This is a genomic window from Streptomyces griseiscabiei (genome assembly GCF_020010925.1).
GTDB lineage: Bacteria > Actinomycetota > Actinomycetes > Streptomycetales > Streptomycetaceae > Streptomyces > Streptomyces griseiscabiei.
The window spans coordinates 148008-174238 of record NZ_JAGJBZ010000003.1; the positions used below are offsets into that span (position 1 = coordinate 148008).

At 72.9% G+C, this 26231-nt stretch carries 20 protein-coding genes; 7 read left to right on the top strand and 13 right to left on the bottom strand.

The features are described 5' to 3' along the window. Positions 1 to 25 precede the first annotated feature (25 nt). Positions 26 to 541: an NUDIX domain-containing protein gene (locus J8M51_RS34635; RefSeq protein WP_086760344.1), complete on the bottom strand. Its 516-nt coding sequence runs from the start codon at positions 539 to 541 to the stop codon at positions 26 to 28. A gap of 323 nt (positions 542 to 864) precedes the next feature. Here J8M51_RS34635 and J8M51_RS34640 point away from each other — a divergent pair, with 323 nt between their 5' ends. Beyond that, entirely contained in the window at positions 865 to 1488 is a 624-nt protein-coding gene (locus J8M51_RS34640; RefSeq protein ID WP_216590135.1) for a hypothetical protein, read from the top strand. 31 nt (positions 1489 to 1519) lie between these two features. Here the strand turns inward: J8M51_RS34640 and J8M51_RS34645 are convergent, their stop codons facing one another. The 4 genes from J8M51_RS34645 to J8M51_RS34660 form a co-directional block, all read right to left on the bottom strand. Beyond that, positions 1520 to 2428 (bottom strand): hypothetical protein, encoded by a 909-nt coding sequence (locus tag J8M51_RS34645; RefSeq protein ID WP_267299750.1) that lies wholly within the window; start codon positions 2426 to 2428, stop codon positions 1520 to 1522. Positions 2429 to 2430: 2 nt separating this feature from the next. Next, positions 2431 to 4203, bottom strand: coding sequence for a diflavin oxidoreductase (locus J8M51_RS34650; RefSeq protein WP_267299751.1), 1773 nt, complete (start codon positions 4201 to 4203; stop codon positions 2431 to 2433). After that, positions 4200 to 9734 carry a glutamate synthase-related protein gene (locus tag J8M51_RS34655; RefSeq protein ID WP_267299752.1) on the bottom strand — a complete coding sequence of 1845 codons (5535 nt, stop codon included), beginning with the start codon at positions 9732 to 9734 and terminating at the stop codon, positions 4200 to 4202. The genes J8M51_RS34650 and J8M51_RS34655 overlap by 4 nt, the downstream gene beginning before the upstream one ends. Before the next feature lie 307 nt (positions 9735 to 10041). After that, positions 10042 to 11652 (bottom strand): hypothetical protein, encoded by a 1611-nt coding sequence (locus J8M51_RS34660; RefSeq protein WP_086755601.1) that lies wholly within the window; start codon positions 11650 to 11652, stop codon positions 10042 to 10044. A gap of 211 nt (positions 11653 to 11863) precedes the next feature. Between J8M51_RS34660 and J8M51_RS34665 the strand changes: the two genes are divergently transcribed. Both J8M51_RS34665 and chvE read left to right on the top strand, forming a co-directional pair. After that, positions 11864 to 12586 (top strand): polysaccharide deacetylase family protein, encoded by a 723-nt coding sequence (locus J8M51_RS34665; RefSeq protein ID WP_086755602.1) that lies wholly within the window; start codon positions 11864 to 11866, stop codon positions 12584 to 12586. Between the two features lie 218 nt (positions 12587 to 12804). Next, positions 12805 to 13860 carry a multiple monosaccharide ABC transporter substrate-binding protein gene (gene chvE, locus J8M51_RS34670; protein ID WP_086755603.1) on the top strand — a complete coding sequence of 352 codons (1056 nt, stop codon included), beginning with the start codon at positions 12805 to 12807 and terminating at the stop codon, positions 13858 to 13860. A 24-nt stretch (positions 13861 to 13884) separates the two neighbouring features. On the opposite strand, the gene J8M51_RS34675 is transcribed toward chvE, so the two are convergent. Together J8M51_RS34675 and J8M51_RS34680 are read right to left on the bottom strand one after the other, a co-directional pair. Next, a complete protein-coding gene (locus J8M51_RS34675) occupies positions 13885 to 14526 on the bottom strand; it encodes a response regulator (protein ID WP_086755604.1) in 642 nt (213 codons plus the stop codon). Beyond that, a complete protein-coding gene (locus tag J8M51_RS34680) occupies positions 14526 to 16598 on the bottom strand; it encodes a sensor histidine kinase (RefSeq protein WP_267299753.1) in 2073 nt (690 codons plus the stop codon). The genes J8M51_RS34675 and J8M51_RS34680 overlap by 1 nt, the downstream gene beginning before the upstream one ends. A 116-nt stretch (positions 16599 to 16714) precedes the next feature. Between J8M51_RS34680 and J8M51_RS34685 the strand changes: the two genes are divergently transcribed. After that, entirely contained in the window at positions 16715 to 17848 is a 1134-nt protein-coding gene (locus J8M51_RS34685; RefSeq protein ID WP_256965630.1) for a CPBP family glutamic-type intramembrane protease, read from the top strand. A 9-nt stretch (positions 17849 to 17857) separates the two neighbouring features. Here the strand turns inward: J8M51_RS34685 and J8M51_RS34690 are convergent, their stop codons facing one another. Beyond that, complete coding sequence (locus J8M51_RS34690; RefSeq protein WP_086759427.1) at positions 17858 to 19615, bottom strand: SpoIIE family protein phosphatase; 1758 nt, start codon at positions 19613 to 19615, stop codon at positions 17858 to 17860. Positions 19616 to 19818: 203 nt separating this feature from the next. Here J8M51_RS34690 and J8M51_RS34695 point away from each other — a divergent pair, with 203 nt between their 5' ends. Further along, positions 19819 to 20322 carry an MSMEG_6728 family protein gene (locus J8M51_RS34695; RefSeq protein WP_086759434.1) on the top strand — a complete coding sequence of 168 codons (504 nt, stop codon included), beginning with the start codon at positions 19819 to 19821 and terminating at the stop codon, positions 20320 to 20322. Between the two features lie 64 nt (positions 20323 to 20386). Here the strand turns inward: J8M51_RS34695 and J8M51_RS34700 are convergent, their stop codons facing one another. The 5 genes from J8M51_RS34700 to J8M51_RS34720 form a co-directional block, all read right to left on the bottom strand. Beyond that, positions 20387 to 21280, bottom strand: coding sequence for a phosphorothioated DNA-binding restriction endonuclease (locus tag J8M51_RS34700; protein WP_086759425.1), 894 nt, complete (start codon positions 21278 to 21280; stop codon positions 20387 to 20389). 134 nt (positions 21281 to 21414) lie between these two features. Next, positions 21415 to 21861 carry a hypothetical protein gene (locus tag J8M51_RS34705; protein ID WP_216591874.1) on the bottom strand — a complete coding sequence of 149 codons (447 nt, stop codon included), beginning with the start codon at positions 21859 to 21861 and terminating at the stop codon, positions 21415 to 21417. Positions 21862 to 21911: 50 nt separating this feature from the next. Further along, positions 21912 to 22727, bottom strand: a complete 816-nt coding sequence (locus tag J8M51_RS34710) for a hypothetical protein (protein ID WP_086759423.1) — start codon at positions 22725 to 22727, stop codon at positions 21912 to 21914. Positions 22728 to 22967: 240 nt separating this feature from the next. Next, the gene (locus J8M51_RS34715; protein WP_086759421.1) at positions 22968 to 23177 is read right to left on the bottom strand and encodes a hypothetical protein; all 210 of its coding nucleotides are present in this window, start codon (positions 23175 to 23177) and stop codon (positions 22968 to 22970) included. A gap of 189 nt (positions 23178 to 23366) precedes the next feature. Continuing rightward, positions 23367 to 23726 carry an ATP-binding protein gene (locus J8M51_RS34720; RefSeq protein WP_317852996.1) on the bottom strand — a complete coding sequence of 120 codons (360 nt, stop codon included), beginning with the start codon at positions 23724 to 23726 and terminating at the stop codon, positions 23367 to 23369. 491 nt (positions 23727 to 24217) lie between these two features. Between J8M51_RS34720 and J8M51_RS34725 the strand changes: the two genes are divergently transcribed. Beyond that, positions 24218 to 25207 (top strand): hypothetical protein, encoded by a 990-nt coding sequence (locus J8M51_RS34725; protein WP_317852997.1) that lies wholly within the window; start codon positions 24218 to 24220, stop codon positions 25205 to 25207. Beyond that, positions 25192 to 25731: a GNAT family N-acetyltransferase gene (locus J8M51_RS34730; protein ID WP_086759417.1), complete on the top strand. Its 540-nt coding sequence runs from the start codon at positions 25192 to 25194 to the stop codon at positions 25729 to 25731. The genes J8M51_RS34725 and J8M51_RS34730 overlap by 16 nt, the downstream gene beginning before the upstream one ends. Positions 25732 to 26231: the final 500 nt, after the last annotated feature.

Below are 26231 nucleotides of genomic sequence, written 5' to 3' on the forward strand. Positions count from 1 at the left end.
CGGGGCCGCGCAGCCCGGTCCGCTTTCAGATCTCCCGCCCGTCGCGCAGGTACACCGGCCGTCCCTCGCGCTGGGCGCGGACCGCGGCGGCGAACCGCCGGCGTATCCGGTCCGGCAGCAGCTCCCCGGCCCGGTCGAGGTCGCTGAACCCGGCCTCCCTCAGCTCCCCGTCGCCCGGTGTCAGTCGCACCTCGGCGTCCAGGGAGCCGCCGTCGAAGACGAAGGCGATCTCGTCGTCCCAGGGCCCGTTCGGCGGGACCCAGTCGACGACCAGGAGCCCCCGCACGACGACGTCCACGCCCAACTCCTCGCGCAGTTCCCGCACGACCGTGTCCTCCGGAGGCTCGTTCGCCTCGGACATCCCGCCCGGCAGATCCCATCCGGGCTTGTACGTGGGGTTCACCAGCAACACCCGCCCCGCGAAGTCGCGGAGCAGCACATCGGCCGCCACCCGCTTGCGGGCCTGGGTGGCGTTGCACTCGGCGAGATGGGCGGCCCACGCGTCGGGGTCGGCGGGGGTGGGGGCGGGCTGCGGCGTCATCGGCGAGAGCCTCCCGGCGTCGGTATCGGTATCGGTATCGGCATCGGATCGGCGCGCAGCAGCATTCTGTCCCGCCGAGCGTCGCCGAACCTTTTTCGCCCCGGACGGCATCCCAGGCACCCGTGTATCCGCAGGTCAACTGGGGTGGGATGGTTCCAGCGTGCTTGATCGGGTGTTGGTGGTTGCGTCCGGTCGGCGGGACGGCTGATGCTCTTGGTGTCGCACCGAGCAGGTCCGGGCCGACCAGCCGGGTTCGCCGGGGCGTTCATGATCACCTGTTCGCACCGCTCATCCACACCACTCATCCACACGGGGGAACACCCATGTCCATGCGTATCCGAACGAGCGCCCTCACCGCCCTCACCGTCGCCGCCCTCGCGGTGGGCTCGGTCCTGATGGCGCCGGCCGCCGGTGCCGCGTCGAAGGCCGCCGCGCCCAAGCTGCTGTCGGCGTCCCAGCTGCCGCCGCACCCGACGTCGTCCTGGACGGCCGGGCCGGTCACCGAGGGGTTCCCGGAGGCGCTCGGTGTCTGTGTGAGCACGGAGGGCGTGATGTCCTACGACTACCAGTACCGGGAGTTCCGGACCGACGTGGACACCAGCGCCGTGCAGCTGACCGTCGTGGCGGACACGGACGCCCTGGCCAAGAAGCTGGCGAAGCACTACGACGACCTGATCCGCACCTGCGCCGACCGCATCGAGAAGGCCTCGCCCGACGTCGACGCCGAGGGCCGGGACTACGGCACGCTGCCCGTCGAGGAGGGCGCCCACGTCCGTGGGCTGAACACCGAGACGTCCTGGGGTGCCAACGACGTCGCCCTGATGTCGGTCGGACGGGACGGCAGGACCGTCACCGTCGTCCAGTGGCAGCAGATGGGCGACTTCGCCGACGCGCCCGTGGCCGCCTTCAAGAAGACCACGACCACGGCCGTCAACAAGCTGTACTGACCGGCCGGCTTCGCTGCCGGACCCTGGATCCCTACGCGTCCGGCAGCGAGGCCGCCAAGTGCTCCCACGCCCCGTGCACCTGCTCCCCGACGATCCCGAACTGGGTGATGAGCGCGACGCAGTCGCCGTGTTCGTCGTCGAGTTCCAGGGCGGACGTCGGGCCGTGGGTGGCGGTGGAGCGGACGAGGTGGCAGGAGCGGACGGCCGGGAGGTCCAGCTCCAGGGAGGCGTTCGCCACCGCCGCGTACACGCGTCCTCCGACCGTGCGGTCGGTGACGTGGACCGCGCCCGCGCAGGCCTGCATCACCGACGGGGCGAAGACCGCCACCCCGATCGGCAGGCCCGCCGAGCAGACGTGGTCGAGGAGGGCGGGGAGGACGGCCGGGTCCACCTCGCGGTGCCCGTCGCCGCGGCGGGTGAGCGCCGCGCGCCGGGCCGCCCCGCCGTCCGCCAGGATCGCGTCCAGCTGGGCCAGTTGGTCGCCGTTCTCCCAGGAGGGCACGTGCACGCCGGGGCGCTCCCTCGCTCCGGGCGCCCCCGCTCCCGCCCCCGCCTCGACCGTCCCCGCCAGGCCCGCCAGCAGCCGGTCGCCCTCCGACAGGAGCCGGCCCTCGTGCACGGTCCGGCCGGACGGGGAGAGCAGGCGGACGACGACCGCGTCCTCCGTGTCCCGGGCGACCACCGCCGTGTCCACCCCGTCGGCGGCCAGGCGGAGCGTGATCGGGCCCGGGGCGACGGTGAACGCCTCGCCGCGCAGGGTCGGCGGCGCGTAGCCGCCCGCCTGGTCGAGCCGGGCCACCGGGCCGCCGGTGACGGCGTGGACGTACCGGAAGAGCGTCAGGCTGCGGGCCAGTTCCGGCATCCGGGGGTCGATCAGGCGTGCGGTGCCGGGCCGTCGGCCGCGGCAGGTCCCGAAGCCGCAGCCGTGGTGGTCGGTCATGGTCAGTACACGTCCCGTACGTAGCGCTTGGCCCGGCGGAGGGCGGCCAGGTACTCCGCCGCGTCGTCGTCGCCGCGTCCGCGCTGCCCGGCGATGACGCCCAGCAGGGCCGTCTCGACGTCCTTCGCCATCCGGGAGGCGTCGCCGCAGACATAGACGTGCGCGCCGTCCTCCAGCCACGCGTACAGCTCCCGCGACCGCTCCCGCATCCGTGTCTGGACGTACACCTTCTCGGCCTGGTCGCGGGAGAAGGCGAGGTCGAGTTCGGTGAGGACGCCCCGCTCCCGCAGCAGGGTCAGCTCGTCCTCGTAGACGAAGTCCGTGTCGCGGTGGCGGTCGCCGAAGAAGAGCCAGTTGCGGCCGGCGGCGCCCCGCGCGGCCCGCTCGTGCAGGAAGCCGCGGAAGGGGGCGATGCCCGTGCCGGGGCCGATCATGATCACGGGGGAGTCGTCGTCGGCCGGGACGCCGAAGGAGGCGTTCGGCTGGAGGTAGACGCCGACGGGCGCGTCCTCGCCGATGCGGTCCGCCAGATACGTCGACGCCACACCGCCGTACGTCCGCCGCCCGGAGTCGTAGCGGACCGACGCGACCGTGAGGTGGACGCTGCCCGGGTGGGCCAGCGGGCTCGACGAGATCGAGTACTGGCGGGCCTGCAACGGGCGCAGGAGAGGCAGGAGTTCGGCCAGGGACGGTGCCTGGGGGCCGGCGTCGCGCAGCAGGTCCAGGACGTCCCGGCCCCAGAGCCAGGAGTCGAGGTCCGAGCGGTCGCCGTGGGCGACCACCGAGGCCAGCTCGCTCGACGGGGCCCGCTCGACCAGGTCCGCGATGAGTTCCTTGGACGGGGTGCGGATCTCCCGTTCCGTGCGCAGGAGTTCGGCCGTCTCCGCCGGGGCGCCGCTCTCGCCCAGATGTGCCAGGAGGTCGCCGACCAGCCGCTCGTCGTTCAGCGGGACGACGGCCAGCGCGTCGCCCGCCTCGTAGGTGATGCCGCTGTCGGCGAGGTCGAACTCGTAGTGCCGGATCTCCTTCGCGCTGTGCGGGGCGGAGAGGAGCCGGTTGGTGGTGAGCCGGGACGGGAACGGGGTGCGCTTGTTCCAGGGGGAGCGGGGGCGTGCGGGGGCCTGCGACGCGGGTGCGTCCGCGGCCTTCGCGCCCGCGCTCGCGCCGGTCTCCGCGGCCACCAGGTCCAGGACCGCCGCCGTCCACGCCGTCGCCGGCTCCTCGAAGTCCACGTCGCAGTCGACGCGGTCGTGCACCCGGGTCGCCCCCAGCTGTTCGAGGCGGGTGTCGATGAGCTTCGCCGCCTGGCAGAAGTCGTCGTAGCCCCGGTCGCCGAGGCCGAGGACGGAGTAGCGCACGCCCTCCAGCCGCGGGACCGTGTCGGACTGCAGGGCCTCCCAGAACAGGCCGGCGTTGTCGGGCATCTCGCCCTCGCCGTAGGTGGAGGTCACGACGACGACGTGGGACATCGCGGCGAGCGCTTCCGGGGTGACGTCGTCGAGGGCCGTGGTCCGGCCGCCGAGACCCCGGGCGCGGGCACCGGCGACGACGTCCTCGGCCACCAGCTCGGCGTTGCCGGTCTGGGTGCCGATCAGGACGTCGACCGTGGCGGCGGGCGCGTCGGAGGCGGTGCCCCGGCGTCCGGCGGCGGCGACACCCGCGATGAATCCGGCGAGCCAGGACTCCTGCTGGGCGGAGAAGGGCGCGTCGGCCGGGATGAGGGTGCCGGTCGGCGGCAGGTGCGGGGGCACGGCCGAGGTGGGCAGGAGGGTCATGCGGTCACCGTCTCGGTCGGGGCCTGCGGGGCGAGGCGTGCGGCGATGGCCGCGATCTCGTCGAGTGCCGCGTTGGCGAGCAGTTCGTCGAAGCGGGCGGCGCGGACCCGGTCCGCGTTCTTGACGGTCTGGTGGACGATCCAGCCGTAGGTGCCGGGGGCGTCCACGCTGAGGTTGTTGCGCTGCTTCAGCGCGCGCTTGTAGTCGTCGAGGCGCTTGATCGCGATGAGGGTGGCGAGTTCGCCGTCGTCGAAGCGGTCGAGCGTGCCGCGCAGATACTTCACGACCCGCTGCTTGACGAAGAAGTCCTCGGTGAGGATCAGGTTCCGGACGGCCTCGGTGACCTTCGGGTCGCTGGGGCCGCCCGCGCCGGGCACCCGCTGGAGCGCGAGGTCCTGCGCGACACCGAGCACGGTGTACGACGACAGCAGCGAGAACATGTCGTCGCTGCCCTGGTCGCCGAAGGCCGGGGCCCGGCCGCCGAGGACGGTACGGCGGTCGCGGTAGTCGACCTTGAACGCGCGGAGCTTGTCCGTCGCGACCGAGGTCGCCAGCTCGTCAAGGAGTTCGTTGCGGGTCGCGGCGGCGAGGATCTCCCCCGCGTCCTGGTAGAGCAGCAGCGCGCGGGGCATCCCGCAGTACACGTGCTCCCGCTCGCTCGGCCAGTTCTCCAGCAGCCGGGCCGCCAGCGGCGAACCGGTCGCCTCCACGTGCCAGGCCAGCAGCAGCCGTACGGCCTCCTCGTGGAAGGCGCCGTGCGCGGTGTCCGTCACCGGGAAGACGAGGAGCGAGTCGGCGCTGACCCGGCCCGCCAGCTCGCCGGAGGGGTCGTACTGGTAGAGGAACCCGCCGCTCATGCCGTTGCCGAGGCCCTTGCCGAAGCCGCCGAGGTTCAGGACCGTACCGCCGGTCATGTACTCGCAGCCGAAGTCGCCGACGCCCTCGACGACCGCCGTCGCGCCGGAGTTGCGCACGGCGAAGCGGTCGCCCGCCTCGCCCTGCACGAAGGTCCGGCCGCCGGTCGCGCCGAACAGCGCGAAGTTCCCGACGAGGACGTTCCCGCCGCGTTCGGTGCTGCCGCCGCCGGGGGCGCGCACGACGATCCGGCCGCCGCTCTGGCTCTTGCCGACGCCGTCGTTGGCGGTGCCGGTGTGTTCGAGGGTGATGCCGTCGTTGCAGAAGACGCCGTACGACTGTCCGGCCGATCCGGTGGTGCGGACGGTCACGGCGCCGTCGACGAGGCGGCGGCGGCCCCGGTCGTCGGTGGTGACGGCAGGGACGGCGGAGGCGTCCTGGCCGGTCCCGTGGTTGAGGAGGCGCTCGATGTCGATGCTCAGCTGGCCGCCCACCGACTTGTCGCTGTTGCCGAGGCGGACACCCTCGACCAGCAGGGACGGCTCGCGGCGGTCGAGGAGTGCGGCCCGCACCCGCTCGATGAGCGCGTCGTCGGTGGTGAAGTCCTTCTCCAGGTACTCCGGGTTCTCGACGATCTTCTCGGGCACGCGCGCGAGGAGACGGCGGACGTCGAGACGGCCGACGCTCGCCGGGTGGTCGAGGAGCTGGAGCAGGTCCGTACGGCCCCGGGCCTCGCGCAGTGAGCGCAGGCCGAGGCGGGCGAGGATCTGGCGGACGTCGTGCGCGATGTTGAGGAGGTACTGGGCCAGCGCGCGCGGGTCGCCCTCGAAGACCTCGGGGTTGGTGGTGAGCCCGGCCGGGCACTTGACGTTGCAGTTCTTCGCCATGACGCAGCCCAGCATCATGAGGGCCGTCGTGCCGAACTCGAAACTGTCGCCGCCGAGGAGCGCCGAGGTGACGACGTCGCCGCCGGTCTGGTGGGCGCCGGAGCAGCGCAGCACGACCTTCTGCCGCAGCCCGTTGGCGACGAGCGCCTGGTGGACCTCGGCGACCCCGATCTCCGCCGAACGCCCCGCGTACTTGAGGCTGGTGACGGCCGCCGCGCCCGTACCGCCGGTGTTCCCGGCGACGTTGATGACGTCCGCGCCCGCCTTGGCGACACCGACCGCGATGGTGCCGATGCCCTCGGACGACACCAGCTTGACGATGACCCGGACCCGGGCGGCCTTGCAGTCGTGGATGAGCTGGGCGAGGTCCTCGATGGAGTACGTGTCGTGGTGCGGGGGAGGGGAGATCAGCTCGATGCCGGGGGTGCCGCCACGGGCCGCCGCGATGTCGACGGTGACCTTCGGCGCGGGCAGCTGGCCGCCCTCGCCGGGCTTGGCGCCCTGCCCGATCTTGATCTCCAGCTCCTGGAGCATCGGGTCGGCGAGATAGCCCGCCCAGATGCCGAACCGGCCCGACGCGAACTGCTTGATCCGGGAGCCCCGGATGGTGCCGTACCGGGTGTGGTGCTCGCCGCCCTCACCGCTGTTCGACATCGCGCCGACCATGTTGGTGCCGTGCGCGACGGCCTCGTGGGCGGTGGCCACGAGCGCGCCGTGGCTCATCGCGCCGGAGGCCAGCGAGCGGGTGATCTCGTGCGCGGGCTGCACCTCGTCCAGCGGGACGCTGTCGGGGGCGGTGTCGAGGAGGGCGAGGAGGTGGGCGGCGGCGCCGGTGGCGGAGACGGTGACCCCGTCGGCGTCGGCCGCGAGGGTGCGCACCTCGCCCGTGTCGCCGAGCCGGGCGAGGCCTTCCGCGAGGGCGGTGTGACGCTCGGCGGCGTCCGGGCCGGGGGCGGTGAGGCGCAGCCGTACGCCCTCCTCGGTGACCGTGACGGCCACTCCGCGCACCGTGACGCCGGCGTTGCCGTCCGTGGAGAAGCGGCCCAGCTCGCGGGCGAAGTCCTCCGGCGTACGGAGGCCGGTCACGTCGGCGGGCAGGGCCAGCACGTCCCGGAGCGCGGCCGGGCGGCGCGAGCGCTCCTCGTGCGTGGTCCGCAGGAAGGCGCGGTACCCCGGGGTGATCCGGAACGCGTCGATCTCGGCCTCGCTGAGCGCGTCGTACCCGGTGTTGCGGTACGCGGCGTCGGTGATGCCGAACGCGTCGTCGAGCTGGCCGAGGGTGAGCAGGCGCAGGGCGTCGGAGTCCTCGGGCCTCCCGAACTCCGGCCGCTCCTCGACCATGTCGCCGAAGCCGCGGACGGCCGTGACGCCGAAGGAGTGCCCGGCGCCGTCGGACCGCTCCTTGAACAGGCCGAGCAGCGGGATCTGCCCCTCGGTCCCGACCGTACGGGCCCGCTCGTGCCAGTCGGTCGCGGCCTGGGCGATGCGGGCGAAGCCGACACCGCCGACCGGGGCCTGCATGTGCGGGAAGGTCCGGGCGAACACGTCGTCGCGGGTGTCGAGGTAGTTCGGCTCGAAGAACTCGCCGCCGATGTAGCTCTCGGCGGTGCACAGCCCGACCCGTCCCATGGTCTTGGCGAGGGACTTCTCGGCGGCCTTGCGGAACTTCTTCAGCGCCCGGTCGGTCTCGGTCATGTCACCGGCGGGCGCCGGGGCGCTCGGGAACTTCTCCTCGGCGCGCAGCCGGGCGCTGAGGCTGTAGACGGCGGAGGCGCCGAAGCCGAGCGCGGTCGCCACATGGTGGGAGGAGGCCAGCTGGCCGCTCTCCACGACGAGCGATACGCGTAGCCGCAGCCCGGTCTCGATGAGCCGCTGGTTGACGGCGGCGACGGCGAGGATCACGGGCAGCGGGGCGCGGGTGGAGGAGACGGCCCGGTCGGTGAGCAGCGCGATGCCGCCCTGCTCGGCGGCGAACTGCTCGACGTCGTCGCAGAGCCGGTGCAGGGCCGAGCGGAGCGCGTCGGCGTTGGCCGTCTCGTCGCCCACCACGGGCTCGTAGAGCATGGCGAACCGCTCCAGCGGCACGATCCGCTGGTCCCGCAGCCGGACCATGTCGAGATGCCCGAGCACGGGCGAGGAGACGACGAGCTGGCGGCCGTTGGTGGCGTGGGTGCCGTCGGGCTTCGGGCCGAGCGCGACCCGCATGCTCATGCCGTCGGCCTCGCGGATGCTGTCCAGCGGCGGGTTGGTGACCTGCGCGAAGCGCTGCGAGAAGTACTTCGCCATACCGCCCTCGGTGTCGCTGAGCGCGTTGATGGCGTTGCCGTAGCCCATCGCGGAGATCCGCTCCGAGCCGGTGGCGAGCATCGGGTCGAGCATGAACCGGAAGCTCTCCTGGTTCAGCGCGTACGCCACGTACCGTCCGGCGAGGGTCAGGTCGCCGTCGTAGCCGAGGGTCGTGGTGCCCCGGTAGTAGTCGGGGGCGGGCAGGTCGTCGAGGTGCACCCGGGCCGCGTCCAGCAGCTCGCTGTACGGGCGGCGCGCCGCGAGGGCGCCGAGGACCTCGCGGGTGCGCAGCACACGGCGGGCGCGGTGGTCGACGACGAGCATGCCGCCGGCCTCGATCCGGCCTCGGTGCACGACCTCGTCGTCGGGGAACGCGACCTGGCCCGCCTCCGAGGCCACCATCAGGTACTCGGCGGTCTCGACGGTCCGCAGCGGGCGCAGCCCGAGCCGGTCGAGCCGGGCGCCGACCACGTCGCCGTCGCTGAAGATGAGGGCGGCGGGGCCGTCGTTCTTCTCCTCGTAGAGGGAGAAGTACTCCAGCATGTCCCGGACGTCGTCGGGCAGTGTGTGGTCGTTCTCCCAGGCGGGAGGCATGAGCGTCACGACGGCCTCGACGATGTCGAGCCCGTCGTCGAAGACCCGGCTCTGCAGGGTCTGGTCGAGACGGCTGGAGTCGGACTGGCCCGGCGGGCGCACGATGCTGCGGGTGCGGGCCCGCGCGAGGGCCTCGTCGGAGAGCCGGTTCTTGCGGTCCGTGTTCAGCTCGCCGTTGTGCGCCATCAGCCGGAACGGCTGCGCCATGGTCGGGTGCGGCTCGGTGTTCGTGGAGAACCGGGTGTGGAAGTACAGCGAGCGGACCGAGTGCCGGGGGTCGGTGAGGTCGCGGAAGTAGCCGACGATCTCACCGGAGTTCAGCCGCCCCTTGAGCACCTGGGTGCGCGCGCCGAGGGAGAGCGGGTACAGCCCGGCGTACGTGTCGGTGTCGGCGTAGGCGACGGCCTCCACGGCGAGCAGGGCGCGGTGGGCGGCCGAGTCGACCGCGGCGCGCTCCCAGTCCTCGGGGGCCCGGAACACCCACTGCACGATGGGCAGTTGGTACCGCTCGGCCGCGGGCGGGGCGACGCTGTGGTCGACGGGCACGTCACGGACGAGGAGCAGCTCGAAGCCCTGCTCGGCGATGCTGCGGGCCACCAGGTCCACGGCGGTGTCACGGCGGGCGGCGTCGGTCGGCACGAAGCAGTTGGCGACGCCGAAGTGCCCGGCGCGCAGTGTCTCGCCGGTGAGCGCGCCGAAGAACTCCACCGACAGGTCGACGCTCACGCCCGCACCGTCACCGACACCCTCGGCGGACTTGCCGCCCCGGTGCGGGATGGCGCGCAGCGCCTCGTCGCCCTTGCGGATGACGTCATGGCTCGGCGTCCCGTCGAGGCGGGTGAGGAAGCCGACGCCGCAGTCGCTGTGGTCGAGGGCAGGGTCGTGGAGACCTTGGGGGGTGTGAGTCACGTGGCGGGTCCTGGGGCAGCGGGTCCGGCTGGGGGTACCTCCCAGGCCCGGAGGCACGGGGCCTGAGGGCACTGGGGGAGGAACGGCCAGGCTGCGTCGGTGGAGCGCTCGCCGCGGGCGACCCGTGTCCGGAGGGACGGCCGGGGCCCTGGGTGGTGCGATGTGGTGCCGTGCGGTGGTGCGACTGGACATGGTAAGGCTGACCTAAGTTTCACCGCAAGGGTGTGTACTGCACGTATGTCCGGCGTAGGGGTCCAGTGTGCGGTATCCGGCGCGATACCGGCGAGCCCCGCTCAGTGCGCCCCGCTCAGCGGGGGCCGCGCCCGATGAAGGCGGTGCACTCCTCGACCAGTCGGCGGGTCGCCTCGTCACGGTGGGCGAACGGCTGGAGCCGTAGGACGATGTCGGCCAGCCCGCCCCGCAGGTCCTCGCCGGTGGCCGGGCTCGCGCCGTTCTCGTACAGGGGGATCAGGGCGAGGAGCAGCCGGGCCCAGGTGCCGCCGGACTCGTGGAACCGATCGCGCATGGCCGTCGCCCGCACCCGGGAGGCCGCGGCGAACAGGCAGTGCGCCTGGATGCCCAGGACACCGGCCGCGTCCCGGCTGTCCGGGCGCGCGTCGCGCAGCAGGCCGAGCGCGGCCTCGGCGAGCAGGGTCGCCAGGGCGGGCGCGGTCCCCGGCTCGCAGAGCAGGGACGGCGTCACGGTCGTCGCCCCGTCCGACGGGTCGAACGCGAGGTCGCGCAGGACCGACGGCACCTCGCTCTCCCCGAGGACACGGGTCGCGACGGCGATCGCGGCCGAGTAGCACGTGACCGGACGCCTGCCGCCCTGCTCCGGGCTCCGGCCGGTCAGGGACTGCCACTCCCGGGTGGCCCCGGCCTCGGCGGCGGGGTCGATGCCACGGGCCTCCCGGATCAGCTCGTTGCCCTCGGCCGTACGGCCCGCCACGCGCAGGTTGAGGCCGTGACGGGTGAGGGCCGAGGCCAGGTGGCCGAGGTCGGCCGAGCTGTCCGACTCGGCCAGGGCCCGTGCGCTGTGCACCTCCGTCGCACCGGCGCCCAGGGCGATCGAGAGCCTGCCCTGCTCGGTGTGGACCCGGGCCGCGACACCGGCGGCCGTCCGCAGATACCCCCCGTGCATGAGGGACTCGACGAGGGGGCCGGTGTTGATCGCCTCGGCCCTGGCCAGGTAGTACCGGACGGCCCAGTCCGCCGAGCAGGCGGCGAGGTCCCGGTCGCCGAAGCTGTGGAGCACACTCGCGTTCAGGCTCAGCACGCGGGCGAGGTCGAGGCGGTGGGGGCTGTCGGTGGCCTCGGCGCCGAGACCCAGATAGGCCATGACCGCCTCGTCCGACTCCACGACGGCCGACGCCCCGTGCCCCAGCGCGCTCAGCGCGTGCGCCTTGCGGGCGTGGACGTCGGCGAGGAGCGGCACCATGGCGGACGGGTCGGGCCCGCCGGACACGGCATCGCCGCCGGGCCCGGCCGGGACGGCGAGCTCCCCGTAGACGGCCGCGCACTCCGTGAGCGCGTCGATGGCCCGGCCCGGCTCGTCCGCGCTGGTCAGCGTGGAGCCCAGGCCGTACAGCACATTGCCGAGCATCTCCTTGGCCGCGCGGTCGCCCGGGTTCCGCTCGATCAGGCCGTACATCAGCCGCCGGGCCTCCTGCTGCGGCGCCACCCCCTCGGCGGGCCGCCCCTGGAGCATCAGCAGCTGAGCCTCGGCGAACAGCTCGCCCACGCGCAGCTTGAGACCGGCGTCGGCGGGGTCGGCGGGGTCGCCGGTGCCGTCGGCATCGCCTGTGCCGGGCGGGTCGCCTGCGCCGGGTGGGTCGCTCGTGCCGCCGGGGCCGCTCGTGCCGCCGGGGTCACGGCCGTCACCCGGTGCGCCCGATCCGGCCCGCCGACGCCACTTCATACGACCACCCCCTGACCTCCCCGGCCCCGGGGCTTTCCTCCCCTCCCAATTCCCCTGTAAACAACGGGAGTTACCGTCCCGCGCACCCGTGCGACATGTTCCTCTTTGCTCCTCTTTGCTCCGTCCCGCGCTACATCCAAGCCCGCGTCATGTGCGTCTTACAGGCAAGTCAGCCGCCCGCAAGGGAACTTCACCGCCACCGGAGGATCCGATGCAACGACGCCTCGTCATCTCGGCCGCCACCGTCGCCGCCCTCTGTGCCGGCACGCTCGTCGGCACCGCCACCACCGTCTCCGCCGCGCCCAAGGCCGTCGACTGCCGCAAGGTGAAGTGCGTGGCGCTCACCTTCGACGACGGACCGGTCAAGGACACCCAGCGGCTGCTGAACCTCCTGAAGGCGGGGGGTGACGCCAGAGCGACGTTCTACGCCGTCGGCTCGAACGTGCAGAAGTACCCGGCGACGGTGAAGGCCGCGGCGAAGGCCGGTCACCAGATAGGCAACCACAGCTGGGACCACGCCGATCTGACCAAGCTCAGCGCCGCGAAGATCAAGTCGCAGTTCTCCCGCGCGGACGCGGCGATCCAGCAGGCGACGGGCAAGAAGCCCACCACCGTCCGAGCCCCCTACGGCGCGCACAACGCGGCCGTCCGCTCGGCCGCCGCACGGCCGCTGGTGCACTGGAGCGTCGACACCCTCGACTGGAAGTACCGCGACACCGCCCGGCTCATCAAGTACGTCGACGCGAACACCAAGCCCGGGGACATCGTCCTCATGCACGACATCCACAAGACGACGGTCGACGCGGTGCCGGGCATCATCAAGGCCCTCAAGGCGCGCGGCTTCCACTTCGTGACCGTCGACCAGCTCTTCGCGCCGGCGAAGTTGCCGAGCGGGAAGGTGACTTACCACAACCGCGCCGCCTACCGGCCGTGATGCCGGTGCGGTGAGGTGAGTGAGACCGGTGGGGCGGGTGAGGCCGGTGCAGCTTTCTGAAACCGTTTGTGTGCGTTCCGTTGACACTCCGCACATCCCCTCCTAATGTCGCGCCCACCTTCCGACCCAGCGACGAGATTTCGAACAACGGGGTTCAAGTGCGCACCGGATCGACCAGCCGGCCCAACCGACGAGGCGTTCTCGCCACCTTCGCCGGGATGGCCTCCCTCGCCCTCACCCTCTCCGCCTGTGGGGGCGAGACCACCGGGGGCAGCACCGAGCGCGGCACCATCGGCGTCGCCATGCCTACCCGGGCCTCCGAGCGCTGGCTCACCGACGGCAAGAGCGTCGTCGACGATCTGGAGGGCAAGGGGTACAAGACCAAACTGGTCTACGGCGACGACGATCCGAAGGCCCAGGTCGACCAGATAGCCAAACTGGTCGAACAGCGCGTCGACGCGCTGATCATCGCGGCCATCGACAACAAGTCCCTGAACGGCGTGCTCCAGCAGGCCGCCGCCGCCGACATCCCGGTGATCTCCTACGACCGGCTCATCCTCGGCACCAGGAACGTCGACTACTACGTCTCCTTCGACAACGAGCAGGTCGGCCGTCTCCAGGCCCGCTACATCATCGAGAAGCTCGGTCTGGAGGACGGCAAGGGCCCGTTCAACATCGAACTGTTCGCCGGCTCGCCCGACGACAACAACACCAAGTTCTTCTACGACGGCGCGATGCACCTGCTCCAGCCGTACTTGGACAACAAGCAGCTGGTCGTCCCGTCCGGCGAGACCGACATGGACCAGATCACCACCCTGCGCTGGGACGGACCCACCGCCGAGAAGCGGATGAGGAAGGTCTTCGCCGAGTCGTACGGCGGCGGCGAGCAGCTCGACGCGGTCCTCTCGCCGTACGACGGGATCTCCATCGGTGTCCTGAACGCGGCGAAGGCGAACGGCTACGGCACCGCGGCCAAGCCGCTCCCGGTCGTCACCGGCCAGGACGCCGAACTGGCCTCGGTGAAGTCGATCATCGCGGGCGAGCAGTCGCAGACCGTCTTCAAGGACCTCCGCCAACTCGCCGAGATGGCCTCGACCATGGCCGACGACATCCTCAACGGCGAGACACCGGAGCTGAACAACCGGCGGTCCTACAAGAACGGCGTCAAGGCCGTTCCCGCGTATCTGCTCCAGCCGATCAGCGTCGACAAGACCAACTACGAGTCCGTACTGGCCGTGAGCGACCTCTACACCCCCGAGGACCTCAAGCCGTAGCCCGCGCCGGGACCCGCCGCCGGATCATGTCCCGCGCGGCCGGGTCAGGCCGGTGTCGTACGCGAAGATCGTGGCCTGTACGCGGTCGCGCAGGCCCAACTTGCGCAGCAGCGCGTTGACATGGGACTTCACGGTGCCCGTGGTGACACCGAGGGTGGCCGCGATCTCGGCGTTGGCGAGGCCCGCCGCCACCAGCGTCAGGATCTCCCGCTCGCGCGGGGTGAGGGTGTCCAGGGGCGCGGGGTCCGGCGCGGGCGCGGTGTGCGCGAAGGCCTCGATCAGCCGGCGGGTGACGGCCGGGGCGAGGATGCCGTCGCCGGACGCCACCGCCCGGATGCCGCCGAGCAGTTCCTCCGGCCGGGCGTCCTTGAGGAGGAACCCGGAGGCCCCGGCGCGCAGCGCGTCGTGGACGTACACGTCCTGGTCGAAGGTGGTCAGCACGAGGACGCGCGGGGCGTCCTCCCACGCGGTGAGCAGCCGGGTGGCGGTGAGGCCGTCCATGCCGGGCATCCGGATGTCCATCAGGACGACGTCGGGGGTGAGACGCCGCGCCAGTTCCACGGCGTGGGCGCCGTCGCCGGCCTCCCCGACGACCGTCAGATCCGGCTCCGCGCCGATGATGGCGGCGAACCCGGCACGCACCACGGCCTGGTCGTCGACCACCATCACCCGGACGGCGGGGACAGCCTCCTGGCTTCGGGGCTCGATGGGGGCACCTCCTCGTTCTCGTGTTCTGCCGGGGGCACGGCTCGGCCCCCGGCGGGCAGCGCCGGCCCGGAGGCGGTCACCGCCCCTTGTCGCAGTACGGCCAGCAGTTCGCGCATGGCGGTCAGGGCGGCCCGCGCCTGCTCGGCGGCGCCGTCGAGATCGTCGCGCTCGGCGTGCACCACCACCGCGTCGGCGTGCCGGAGCACCGCCTGGCGCAACTCCGCGGCGATGCGCTGCCGTTCCTCGTACGCCTCGACCACCGCGGCCCACACCGCCGCCGACAGCGCGCTGTCCTCGCGCCGGGTGACGCGCTCCCGGCGTCGGCGGACATAGACGCCGAGGCCCCAGACGCCGGTCATCGGCACGGCGAGGAAGAGGGTGAGGAACGCGGCGAAGAAGCCGAGGAGGACGAGGAACAGGGCACCCGAGGCCTCCTCCTCCCCGGGGGCGAGGGAGCCGCCGCTCGCCAGGTCCAGGGTGACCGCCGTGGCCGCGAGTCCGGCCGCGGCCAGGGGGATCGCGGGCCAGGTGCGGCCGGGGGGCCCGGCGTGGGCCGCCACCGCGCGCAGCGCGACGCACTCCGCGCCCGCCCCCGCCAGGGTCAGCGCCCAGGCCGCGCCCGACGGCAGCGGGCCGTGGGCCAGGAGAGCCGGGGAGATCCAGGCGGTGGCCAGCACCAGGAGCAGGGTGGTCCAGGGGGCCCGGCGCCGCCACAGCAGCGGCAGGGCGTGCAGGACGGCGGGCGGACAGGCCATGGCGGTGGCGGCCGGCCGCTCGATCAGCACGGCCACCACGGGCAGCGCGGCGACGGCGAGCACGGTCGCGGTGTCGGCCCCACTCATGCGCGGGAGAACCGGATCGCGGCGCCCCGCCGCCGAGGGGTACGGCAGCCACGCCCGCACGGCCCACCCCGGACCCTCCGCACGCGGCCCCACGTCGAGACGCCCGCCGAGCCCGGCCGCCCGGTCCCGCATCCCCGCCGTCCCCCGCCCGGAACCGAGCCCCCGCCCGGGGGCCGGGGCGGGCGCCGTCGCCGGGGCCCCGCCCGGGCCGGTGTCCTCCACGACGAGGGTCAGCGCCTCCCCGGCGTCGTGCAGGACGACCCGTACCGAGGTGCCCGGGGCGTAGCGCAGGGCGTTGGTGAGGGACTCGCGGACGAGGGCGAAGGCGGTGTCGGCCACCGGGCCCGTGAGGGCGGCCGGGCTCGGGGCGATGTCCAGGACGACCCGCTGGCCCAGGCGTACGAACCCCGCGGCGAGTTCGGCGACGCGCTCTTCGAGGGGGCTCTCCTCGTCGGCCGCCGAGGTCCGCATCACCGTCACCAGCCGGTGCAGCGCCGCCACGGTCGCCCGCCCGCCCTCCGCCGCCGACCGCAGCGCGTCGGCGGTCAGTTCGGGCCTGCGGTCACCGAGGCGGCGGGCCGCCTCCGCCGTGACCACGACGGAGGTGAGGTGGTGGGCGCTGACATCGTGCAACTCCCGGGCGAGGCGGTCCCGTTCCGTGACGGCCGCGCTCCCGCGTACGGCCTCGGCCCGTGCCAGCTCCCGTTCGGCGGCCCGGCGGCCGGCGAGCCACTGACGGCGGCTGCGGCCCGCGCCCACCGTGCCCGCGAACACCGCGAGACTCGCCAGTGCCTCCCCGCCGATGTCGACGGCCGAGTCGTACACCGCCAGCGCCCCGAGCACCGCCGTGCCGGTCAGCACGGCCGCGACGAGAAGGGCCGTGCGGCCCGGCCGCCGTACCGCGACCGAGTACAGCGCGACCACACCCGCCACGGCGACGGCCACCAGGCCCTCGTCCGGTACGACGAACTGCGCGGCCACCGTCAACGCGTCGACGGTGAGCGCCACGACGACCGGGAACCGCCGGCGCATCCCCAGCACGGCGGCGGCCACCACGGTCACGGCCAGGCCCACGACGAGCTGCGGCGCCTCCACCGCCCCGCCGCGCAGCAGCGTGTACCCCGGCCAGACGGACAACTGGACGACCGCCAACAGCGCGGGCAGCAGCCAGTCCCGTATGCGCTCCATGATGGCGCCGATCATACTTTCGGCCCGCCGCCGGGGACGTCCCTATCCCGGGTTGGAGACAGCGCTCGTGCGTACGGCCGACGCCATGGCCCCCGTACGCCGGGATGCTGAGCCGTATGACGACGACGCACCCGGCAGGAGAGCCGCACCGACCGCACGTTACGGGCGGGCCGCGGGCCATGGACGGGCCGCCGGTCACGGGCGGGCCGCAGGTCACGGGCGGGCCGCCGTACGAGCCCGGCACCGCCGGGGAGCCGTACCAGCAGCCGCCGTACCACCCGTACCGACCGCACCAGCCTCCCGGTCCGCCCTGGCTGCGGACCGGCGCCCCGCCGCCGCCCGTGCCGCCGCTTCCGTACCACCGGCTCGCGCTGGTGGCCGGAAGCCACCGGTGGTGGCGGCCGCTGGTGGGGACCGGGGTGGTGTTCCTCGGCGCGGTGCTCGTCACGCTGCTGGTGTTCGGCGGTGGCGAGATCGCCGGGGCGGTCCTGGACCGCCCCCGTGACGCCGACGGCGTCGTCGTCTGGGGCCCGATCGGTGACACCGCCCTGCTGCTGCTCTCCCTCGGCCTGTGCATCCCGTTGGTGCTGCTGGCCGCCCGCTGGACGGGGCGCCGCCCGGCCGGCACCGTCGCCTCGGTGGCGGGCGCCCTGCGGTGGCGCTGGCTCGGGCTGTGCCTCGCGGTGGCCCTGCCCGTGGCCGGGGCGACCCTGGGCCTCTCCCTGCTCCTCCCCGGGGCCGACGTCGGAGCGCCGGAGTGGACGTGGGCCGGCGCGACCACGTTCCTGCTCGGCCTCGCGACGGTCTGTCTGCTCGTGCCGTTCCAGGCCGCGGCCGAGGAGTACGTGTTCCGGGGCTGGCTGACGCAGACGGTCGGCGCGTGGTGCCGTTCGCCCTGGATCGCGGTTGTTCCGCAGGCCGTGCTCTTCGCCGCCGCACACGGCTGGGGCACGCCCTGGGGCTTCGCCGACCTGGTGGTGTTCGGCCTGATCGCGGGCCTGCTGACCATCCGTACGGGCGGCCTGGAAGCGGCGATCGCCCTGCACGTCCTCAACAACCTGCTCCCGCTGGGCATCCTGTCGGCCACCGTCGACGGCCTCGGCATCGAGGAGACCGCCGCCGACATGGACTGGACGATGCTGGCCCTCGACGTCCCCCTGGTCGCCCTCTACGCGGCGGCCGTGGTGTGGCTGGCCCGCCGCCGGGGGGTCGCGACGCAGACCACCCCGCAGGCCACCCCGCAGGCCTAGGGCTGCCCTCTAGGCGGTTTCCCTGCGGGCGGCGAGCAGGGTGACGTCGTCCTCGGCCGGTCCGTGCACCAAGCGTGCGAGCAGTGTGTCGAGGACGCCCTCCAGGGGGCCGTCCACGGGGAGGCCGAGGCCGGTCAGGCGGCGCAGCGAGGCGTCGATGTCCACCCGGCGCTGCTCGACCAGCCCGTCGGTGTACAGCAGGAGCACGTCCCCGGGCGGCAGGGGCACGGTCGACGCCTCGTGGCCGCCCAGGTCGGTGCCGAGGGGCGGGCCCGCCGGGACCGGCACCAGATCGGTACGGCCCTGCCGACGCAGCAGCACCGGCGGCGGATGGCCCGCGCTGGAGATCGTGCAGGTGCCGGAGCCGGGGTCCACGAGGGCCAGCAGACAGGTCGCGACCCGGTCGACGCCGATGCTCGCGACGCGGTGGTCGGCCTCGTCCAGGACGCGCTCGACCGGGGCGCCGGAGACGGCGAGGGTGCGCAGCAGCGAACGGTAGTGGCTCATGGCGACGGCCGCGGTGAAACCGTGGCCCATCACGTCCCCGACGACCTGGAGCGTCTGCCCCGACGGCAGCGCGATCGAGTCGCACCAGTCGCCCCCGACCAGCGCGTGCCGTCCCGCCGGCAGATACCGGGAGGCGACCTCCACGTCCGGGTGGGGGACACCGGGCTCCGACAGCAGCGCGCGCTGCAGCTCCAGGGCCATGTCGTGCTCGAAGGAGTACTGCCGGGCGTTGTCGATGGCGACGGCGGCCCGGCCGGCGAGATCCTGCGCGACGATGACGTCCCCGTCGGTGAAGGGGGCGGAGTCGCCGGCGCGGCTCAGGTAGAGGATGCCGACGGGGTGTCCCTTGGTCGGCAGCGGTACGAAGAGGAAGGAGTGGATCTCCGCGGCGCGGATCACGTCGACGTCGGCCGGCGTCCACATCATGTCGAGCAGCACGTCGTCCGTGACGAGGTTCCCCACCCACGGCCGTCCGGTGTCCAGGCACATCCGGGTCTGTCCGCCGCGGCGGACGTCTATGTACTCGCCGACCCTCCCGATGACTCCCGGGCTGCTGGCGGCGTCCGTGCCCCCGGTGACGGAGACGACACGCAGCCGTACGACACCCGGGGCCGGGGGCGGCGCGTCGTCGGACTCCTCCTCCAGGGTGCACACTTTCGCCCGGTCCGCGAGGCTCGGCACCACGAACTCGGCCAGTTCGGCGCAGGTCTCCTCCACCCCGAGCGTCGTACCGATGCGGGTGGTGGCCGTGTCCAGCAGGGCGAGGCGCTGCTGGGTGCGTTCCAGGTCGTCCATGGACTGCCGCAGCCCGCTGATCTCGACCGCGATGCCGCACAGCCCGGTGACCCGTCCGTTCTCCTCCAGCCGGTGGTAGACCGCGCTCCACTGCCGGTTCGGGAACGGCGAGTTGGCCTGTGTGCTGCCGGTGACGGACAGCTCGCGGGGGCGGCCGTCGTCGAGGACCATGCGCAGGATCTCCTCCGAGCGGTGGACGCCCGGCAGTACCTCGGCCATGGTCCGGCCGTGGAACGCGGCGGCGGGCACTCCGCCCATCCGCGCCATGGCGGCGTTGACGTAGCGGTAGCGCAGCCGGTGGTCCATGACCGCCACCGCGGCGGGCGTTCCGTCCAGGACGCGGCGCAGGATGCCGTACTCGTGGGCCTGTTCCAGCACCTCGCCCGGCGCGTCCGCCACGGCGGACAGCAGCATGTCCTCGGCGCCTGCGAAGAGCCACTTGAACGGCAGCCGGTCGAAGCCCACGCCGGACCCTCCTCACGCGCCCCTGACGAGGTCATGCCTGCGTCCAGTCTGTCCCAGCCGCCTCCGGGCCGCACCCGCAGACCGAGCCCCCCGGCCGCAGGCCGCGCCCCCCCCCGCCGTCTGTGTACACCGCCGTCCGTGTACACCGCCGGGCGCGGGTACCCGGCGGTGGACGGCTCACGGACACGGAGAAGGGCGACGGCATGCAGACCTTCCTGCCCTGTCCCGGCTTCAGGGCGTCGGCGCTGCTCCTGGACCGGCGCCGGCTCGGCAAGCAGCGGGTCGAGGCCCTGCAGGTCCTGCGCGGCCTCGTCGTGCCGGGCTACGGGTGGCGCCGGCACCCGGCCGTGCGGATGTGGGCGGGATACGAGGAGGCGCTGGTCCGGTACGGCCTGGACGTCTGCGAGGTGTGGAGCGAGCAGGGGCACCGGGACAGCTGCGCGGCCACGCTGGTCGCCGATCTCGCCGCGGTCCGCCCCGACGAGCCGGTCCGTAACCGGCCGAGCCTGGCCGCCGCCGGGGAACTGCCGCCCTGGCTCGGCGACGAGGACTTCCACCGCAGCCACCGGTCGGCGCTGGTGCGCAAGGACCCGGCGGTCTACGGCCCGTTGTTCCCCGGTGTGCCGGACGATCTGCCGTACGTGTGGCCGTCGTCCGACCGGGAGGGCGGCGCCTCCGCCGGCGGGAGACCTCGCGCCGCCCGGTGAGGTCCGGTGAGGCTCGTGGAGCGTCGCCGTCATCCACAGGCTGTTGACATCCGGTCCGGAGCCGTCAGGCGGCGGTGGCGGGGCGGGGCGAGCCGTGGAAGACCTGGTCGAGGTGCCAGTCGAGGTGATGGGCCGCGACGGGGCTGACGCCCGGTTGCGGGCCGGTCAGCGCGCGGCCCGCCAGCGCGACGACCTGCTCGCAGGCGGCGGGACTGTGGCCGACGAAGCGCTGGGAGACGAGGACGCGATGGTCGCCGTCGACCCCGAGGACACCCTTGTCGAAGAGCTTGTGGTGCAGCGAGCACAGGCACAGGCCGTTGTCGACGTCGTCCGGTCCGCCCAACGCCCACCAGTGCACATGCGCGGCCTCCAGCCCGACCGGGACGGTGCCGATCCGGCCGTCGTAGCCGCAGAAGGCGCACCGGTACTCGTAGGCGGTCAGCACCAGTTCGCGCATGCGCCGGTCCCGCTGCCGACGCGCGGCCGACAGGCGCACGGTGTCCGCCGGCTCCGGTTCCAGGCCGACGGCCTCGCACAGTTCGGCGTGGAACGAGGGCGGGAAGTGCAGATCGAGCAGCAACCGCGCCATCCGGCCCAGCAGTTCCGGCTCGCCGCGCAGAGCCGCCCTGAGTTCCGGTACGAGCCGGCCGGTGGCACCGGTCTCCCGGAGGTCCCGCACCCCGGTCCCGGGACTGCCCGGGCCGCGGTCGGTCCGCACCTCCCACACGCCGTCGCTGACCAGATGGTGGAAGGGGTAGGCGGGCGACGTCCTGTGCGGCGGACCGTACTCGGTCAGCAGACGCTGCAGCTCCGCCTCCACCGCGCTGTACCGCAGTTCACCGTCCGGGTCCCGCTGGAACCGGCCCAGCGCGTGCAGCAGCAGCAACGGCTTGTGCGGGGCCCGCGTCCCGCTCCTGGTCCACTGCCTGAGCCTCGCGACCCGCTCCATCCAGTCCATGACCGGCGATCGTAGTGAGGCCGCGCCACCGATCAACTGCCACCGGGGGCCGGGGGCTTCGGGGCGAGGCTGCGCGCGGAGACCCCGAAGACGGCTCCGCAGCGCGGTGATACGGCCCCGCCCGCGCCCGGCGGTCACGGCCGGTCCACCAGCGCCCCGTACGCCCGCTCGATCTCGCCCAGGTACTGCTCCAGGCCGAAGCGGACCTCCTCGACGGGCCCGCCGTCGGGGCCCGGGTACGCCGTCCCGGACCAGACGACCGTGTCCCCCCGGAGCCGGATCCGGACGGTCAGTGTGTCCGGGGCCGGCTCGGGCCGTATCCGGGTCGCCACCTCCACCGTGCGCGGCATGTCCGTCGGACAGAGCGGTCCGCCCGGGCGGAGCAGCCACTCCGGAGCGAGGCCGGCCATACCGCTGTCACTGCGGGTGATCATGTCGAGGCCGTCGACGAAGAGATACGTGTGGACGGACGTGCACGCCGGGGGCCCGGGACACGCGCCGACGAGCAGCGTGCTCACCGCGCCTCCGGCCTGCCCGCCGGACCCACCGGCCCGCAGTTCGCGGGGCGCCCTACGCGGCATTCGCCCGCCGTGACGTCATCCACCGATCGTAAGGGCGACACCGTACGGCCTCAGTTGTCGTCCCGGATGCTCGTCGCGATCCCGTTGCTGATGACGACCTCCGCGCTGAAGCCCTTCTTGGCGGCGGCCTCCAGTTCGGCCTCGGTGCACTCCTTGCCGCCCTCGCCGCCGGGGCCGGTGTTGACGGCCTCGCAGATGTCGTCGTAGCCGATGATCTCGGTGTCCTCGGCGGTGAAGAACTGCTGCTCGGTGCCCTTGGCGTCGGAGACCGTGTACTTGCCGGGGGCGAGGTAGGAGACGTTCCCGAACCAGGTGCCGTTGACGCCCTTGCCCTTGTTGATGCCGTCGACGGCGGTCTCGCCGGAGCCGGAAGAACCGGTCGACCCGGAGGAGCCGGAGCCCTGCTGGGGGGTGCGGCGCTCCGTCACCAGGGTCGCGATGCCGTCCTTCAGGTCCACGTCGGCGTTCACGGCGGCCTTCTTCGTGGCGGCCTCCAACTGGTCCAGCGTGCAGGGCGCGTCCACCTTGGAGCCCGCCTCGCCGCAGACCGTGCCGGCGCCGTACACCTCGGTGTCGTCGGCGACCCAGAACTGCTGGTCGTCCTTGCCGGGCACGGACACGACGTACTTGCCGGGGGCCAGGTAGCTGACCTGCCCGTTGTCGAACGAGCCGCTGACACCCTTGGCCCCCTTGGCCCCCTCGGCGTTCGACGCCTTCTCCGCGACCGCGGCCTTGTCCGACCCGCTCCCGCCGGACGAGCCGGACGACGAGTCGGTGCCGGAGCCGTTCTGGCATGCCGTCATCAGCAGTCCGGCGGTGAGCGCGGCGGTGACGACGACGGCCTTGCGCAGGTGGCGGTTGATCATGGGGGATCCTTTCGGAGTGGGGGGAGGGGGCGCGGAAGGCGGCGGTGTATCGCCGGCCTCCCGGTCTTGCGATGATCAAGAGGGGCCGCGAGGCATCTTGGTCACACCCGTCCCCCCTTCAGGACACCGCTGTTGCAAAGCGGTGACCTAGCGGCAGGCAACACGGCGGCGCCGAGGCGTAGTTGGGGTGCCGAGGCGCCTCATCCAAGGCGACACGTGACGCGGCGGTGGAGGCAGCGGTCAGAGCCGGAGTTCGCGCTGTCGGAAGAAGATGACTCTGAGGTGCAACCCCAGATTGCGGAGCAGGCCGAAGCGGTAGGTGAGGAGTAGCCACCGGCAGCGAAGAGCCCCGGCCGTCGCGGGGCGGAAGCAGGAGCCCAACTCGTACTGGCAGGCCGCCAGGAGGGCGCCCGTGCGGTCGGTGGGGACTGGCTGGGGAGGCTTGGTCACCTGAGCCGGCCGTCATCCCGGGGCACGATGACCGTCAGCCGGTCGGGGTCGTGCTGGGGCCACGCGGCACCCCCGCCCGTGAGGGGGCGCACGAAGTAGATCCCGCCGCGGACGTCCGTGACCATCCCGGCCCGGCCCGGCCCGCGTCCTCGTCGCGGACCTCGTCACCCACCCACGCCTTGCCGCCCTTCACCGTTCGACCTCGCACATCATCTCGGCCCAGACGGTCTTGCCCCAGCGGTGGATGTCCGTGCCCCAGCGGTCCGAGAGGGCGTCGACCAGGACGAGGCCACGTCCCCGGATCCGGTCCCCGTTGGAGTCGGTCCGCAGCTCCGGCATCTCCCGGGAGCGGTCGACCACCCCGAGGCGGATCCAGCCCTCGGAGGGGCGTGTGACGAGGATCCGGATCGAGGGGAGCCGGGCATGGTCGATGGCGTTGGAGACCAGCTCGGTGATGACGTTCTCGGCGTTGTCGATCAAGTCGTCCTGGTGCCAGGCGGCGAGCGCCGTACGGACCAGCCTGCGCGCCACACCCGCGCTCTCCGGCACGCGATCAACGGTCTGTGAGTATCCGGGGTGCCCCGTGGGGCGTGGCGTTGCGGTCACAGTCATCAGGACCTCGGGGGTGCGGTGTGAGTGGCCTTACCCGAGTGAACGTCTCCCGGTCCTCATGCGGCAGGAAAGATCGGCCCGGTGTACGTCCGGTCCGACCGGAAATCTCTGGGCCGGACCCTCACTGACGAGGGATCACCTCCTACGGTGGGTACGTGGAGAGGAACGGGAGCCTCAACAGCGCGATGCAGGAGCGCGGCTTGACCCAGGTGGAGTTGGCCGACGCGGTGAACACCCGGTTGCTCTGTGCCGGACACGAGGGAACGGTCAGCGACCGGACGATCCGCAACTGGCTGACCGGAAATACCCGGTGGCCACACCCCAGGCAGCGCGAGGCCTTAGAAGCAGTATTCGGATGCACGGCCGAAGAGCTGGGGTTCAGTCCTTCGGCCCGAAAACGACGCCCCACCCCTGAACCGGAGTCCTCCGTGGACCGTAGGAACTTCCTCACCGCCACCACCGGAACCGCTGCCGGTGCGGTGCCGTTCGTCGGTGCGCCCTCGCAGGTCGGTACCTCCGATGTCCTCCGGCTCCGCTCGGGCCTGGACGCCCTGATGGAGCTGGACGACACCAGGGGAGGCCACGAGAGCCTTGAGCGGTCCGCCCTCGCCGGGGCCGCCGAGGCGCTCGACAAGGTCAAGAAGGGTGCCACCCAGCGCATTCGGCTCCGCCTCTTCTCGATCGCCGCCGACTACACCGCCACAGCCGCCTGGAGCGCGATCGACGGCCGGCAGGCCGACCGGGCCCAGACTCTCCTTGGACGGGCTCTGTACCTCGCGGGCATGGCCCAGGACCCCGTGGCGGAGATGAGGGTCTGGAACTCCTACGCGATGCTGGCTCATCAGCGCGGGGAGCACACGGAGGCCATCGACTCCGGCCTGGCCGCTCAGGCCACCTCTATCACGAAGCGGGACCCGCTCTTCGCCTCTCTGGCCCACGCTCGAACGGCCATCGGCCACTCGAACTTCGGCGACCGACAAGCCGCCCTGCGGTCCCTGGGGCACGCCGGGGAAGCCCTGGGCAAGGCGGACAAGGACCAGCCCCGCCCGAGCTGGACGGCCTTCTACGGCCCGGCCGAGCTGACCGCCATGACGGCCATCGTCCGGGACCGGATCGGGGACTCCGCCGAGGCCGAGGCGGCCTCCCACAAGGCCCTGGGCACGATCCCCGAGCAGTTCCGCAGGAACCGGGCCCTGGCCACCACACGGCTCGCTCTGGCCCAGCTCCACCAGCGGGACATCGACCAGGCGTGCTCCACAGCCTCGAACGCCTTCGAGCTGATGACGGACACCCCCATTCCGGGCCGGATGCGCTCCCTGCTCGGCGATTTCTACCGTGACTTGATCACGCTTGCGCCGGGCGCCGGAGTCGCCCGAGAGTGGGGAGACCGCTACCGAGCCGAATGGAGCCGAGGTTGAACGCCGCAGAGCTGGACGTCCGCCGCTTCAGCAACAAGGACCTGGCGCAGATCCGTCAGGCCCTGATCGACGTGCACGCGGACGCCTATGCGGATGCCATGGACGACGAGTTCAACCAGCGCTTCCCCTGGTTCGTCGACCACTGGGGCGGCAATCCGGACTTCGATTGCGTGATCGCCTTCGACGGAGAGGAGGCGGTGGCCTTCGCCTACGGTGCCCCGTCCACGGCCTACCGCGAGTGGTGGCGCGAGCACCTCGACCCGGCGCCGGAGAAGAGCCGGACGTTCTCCTACTCCGAGCTGGCCGTCCGCACGAAGTGGCGCAAGACGGGGACCGCCGAGCTGGCGACTCGAGCCCTTCTCGACCAGCGGGACGAGGACCTCGTGGTCCTGCTCGTCGACACCGAACACCCCCGTGTGCAGGCCATGTACGAGTCCTGGGGCTTCCGGAAGGTCGGACAACGTCAGCCCTTCCCGGACTCCCCGGTGTACGCCGTCATGCTTGCGGAGCTTCCCTTGGCCTGAGCCCGATGGGTCAGCCCTCCTCCCGTGGCAGGGGCGTACGCCGATCCGCAGCTCGATGCGGTTGATCAGCTTCGACCCGGAGTAGGCCCAGGAGGTTTCTCGACCGCCCGTGAGCAGGCCGAGGGACGCGAGGGTCCGCAGTACGGCTCCCGCCGGGAGTGGCAGGGGAGTTACCCGTGAGCGACAGCTCCACGCGGTCCCCACGTTCAGCAACAGGCCGGAGTGCTGCCGAGCGGGGGCGGTGTCCACAGCATCACCGACATGACCCGGACCCACGCGGACGCCCTGACGGCCCGGGAGGCCGAGGAGCACCCGGACCGCTGGCTGAAGGTGGAGGCCCAGGTGCGAGCGCCGTGCATTCCGAGTGCGGTGAGCCAGCCGTCCAGGCGCAGCCGACGACCTGGGTTCCCGCGCGGGGCCCTCCTCCCGGGTGGTCCCACCGCGACGGGAGCCGCTGTGCCACGTCCCCGGGACCAACCACCTGGGACAGTCCTCGTACG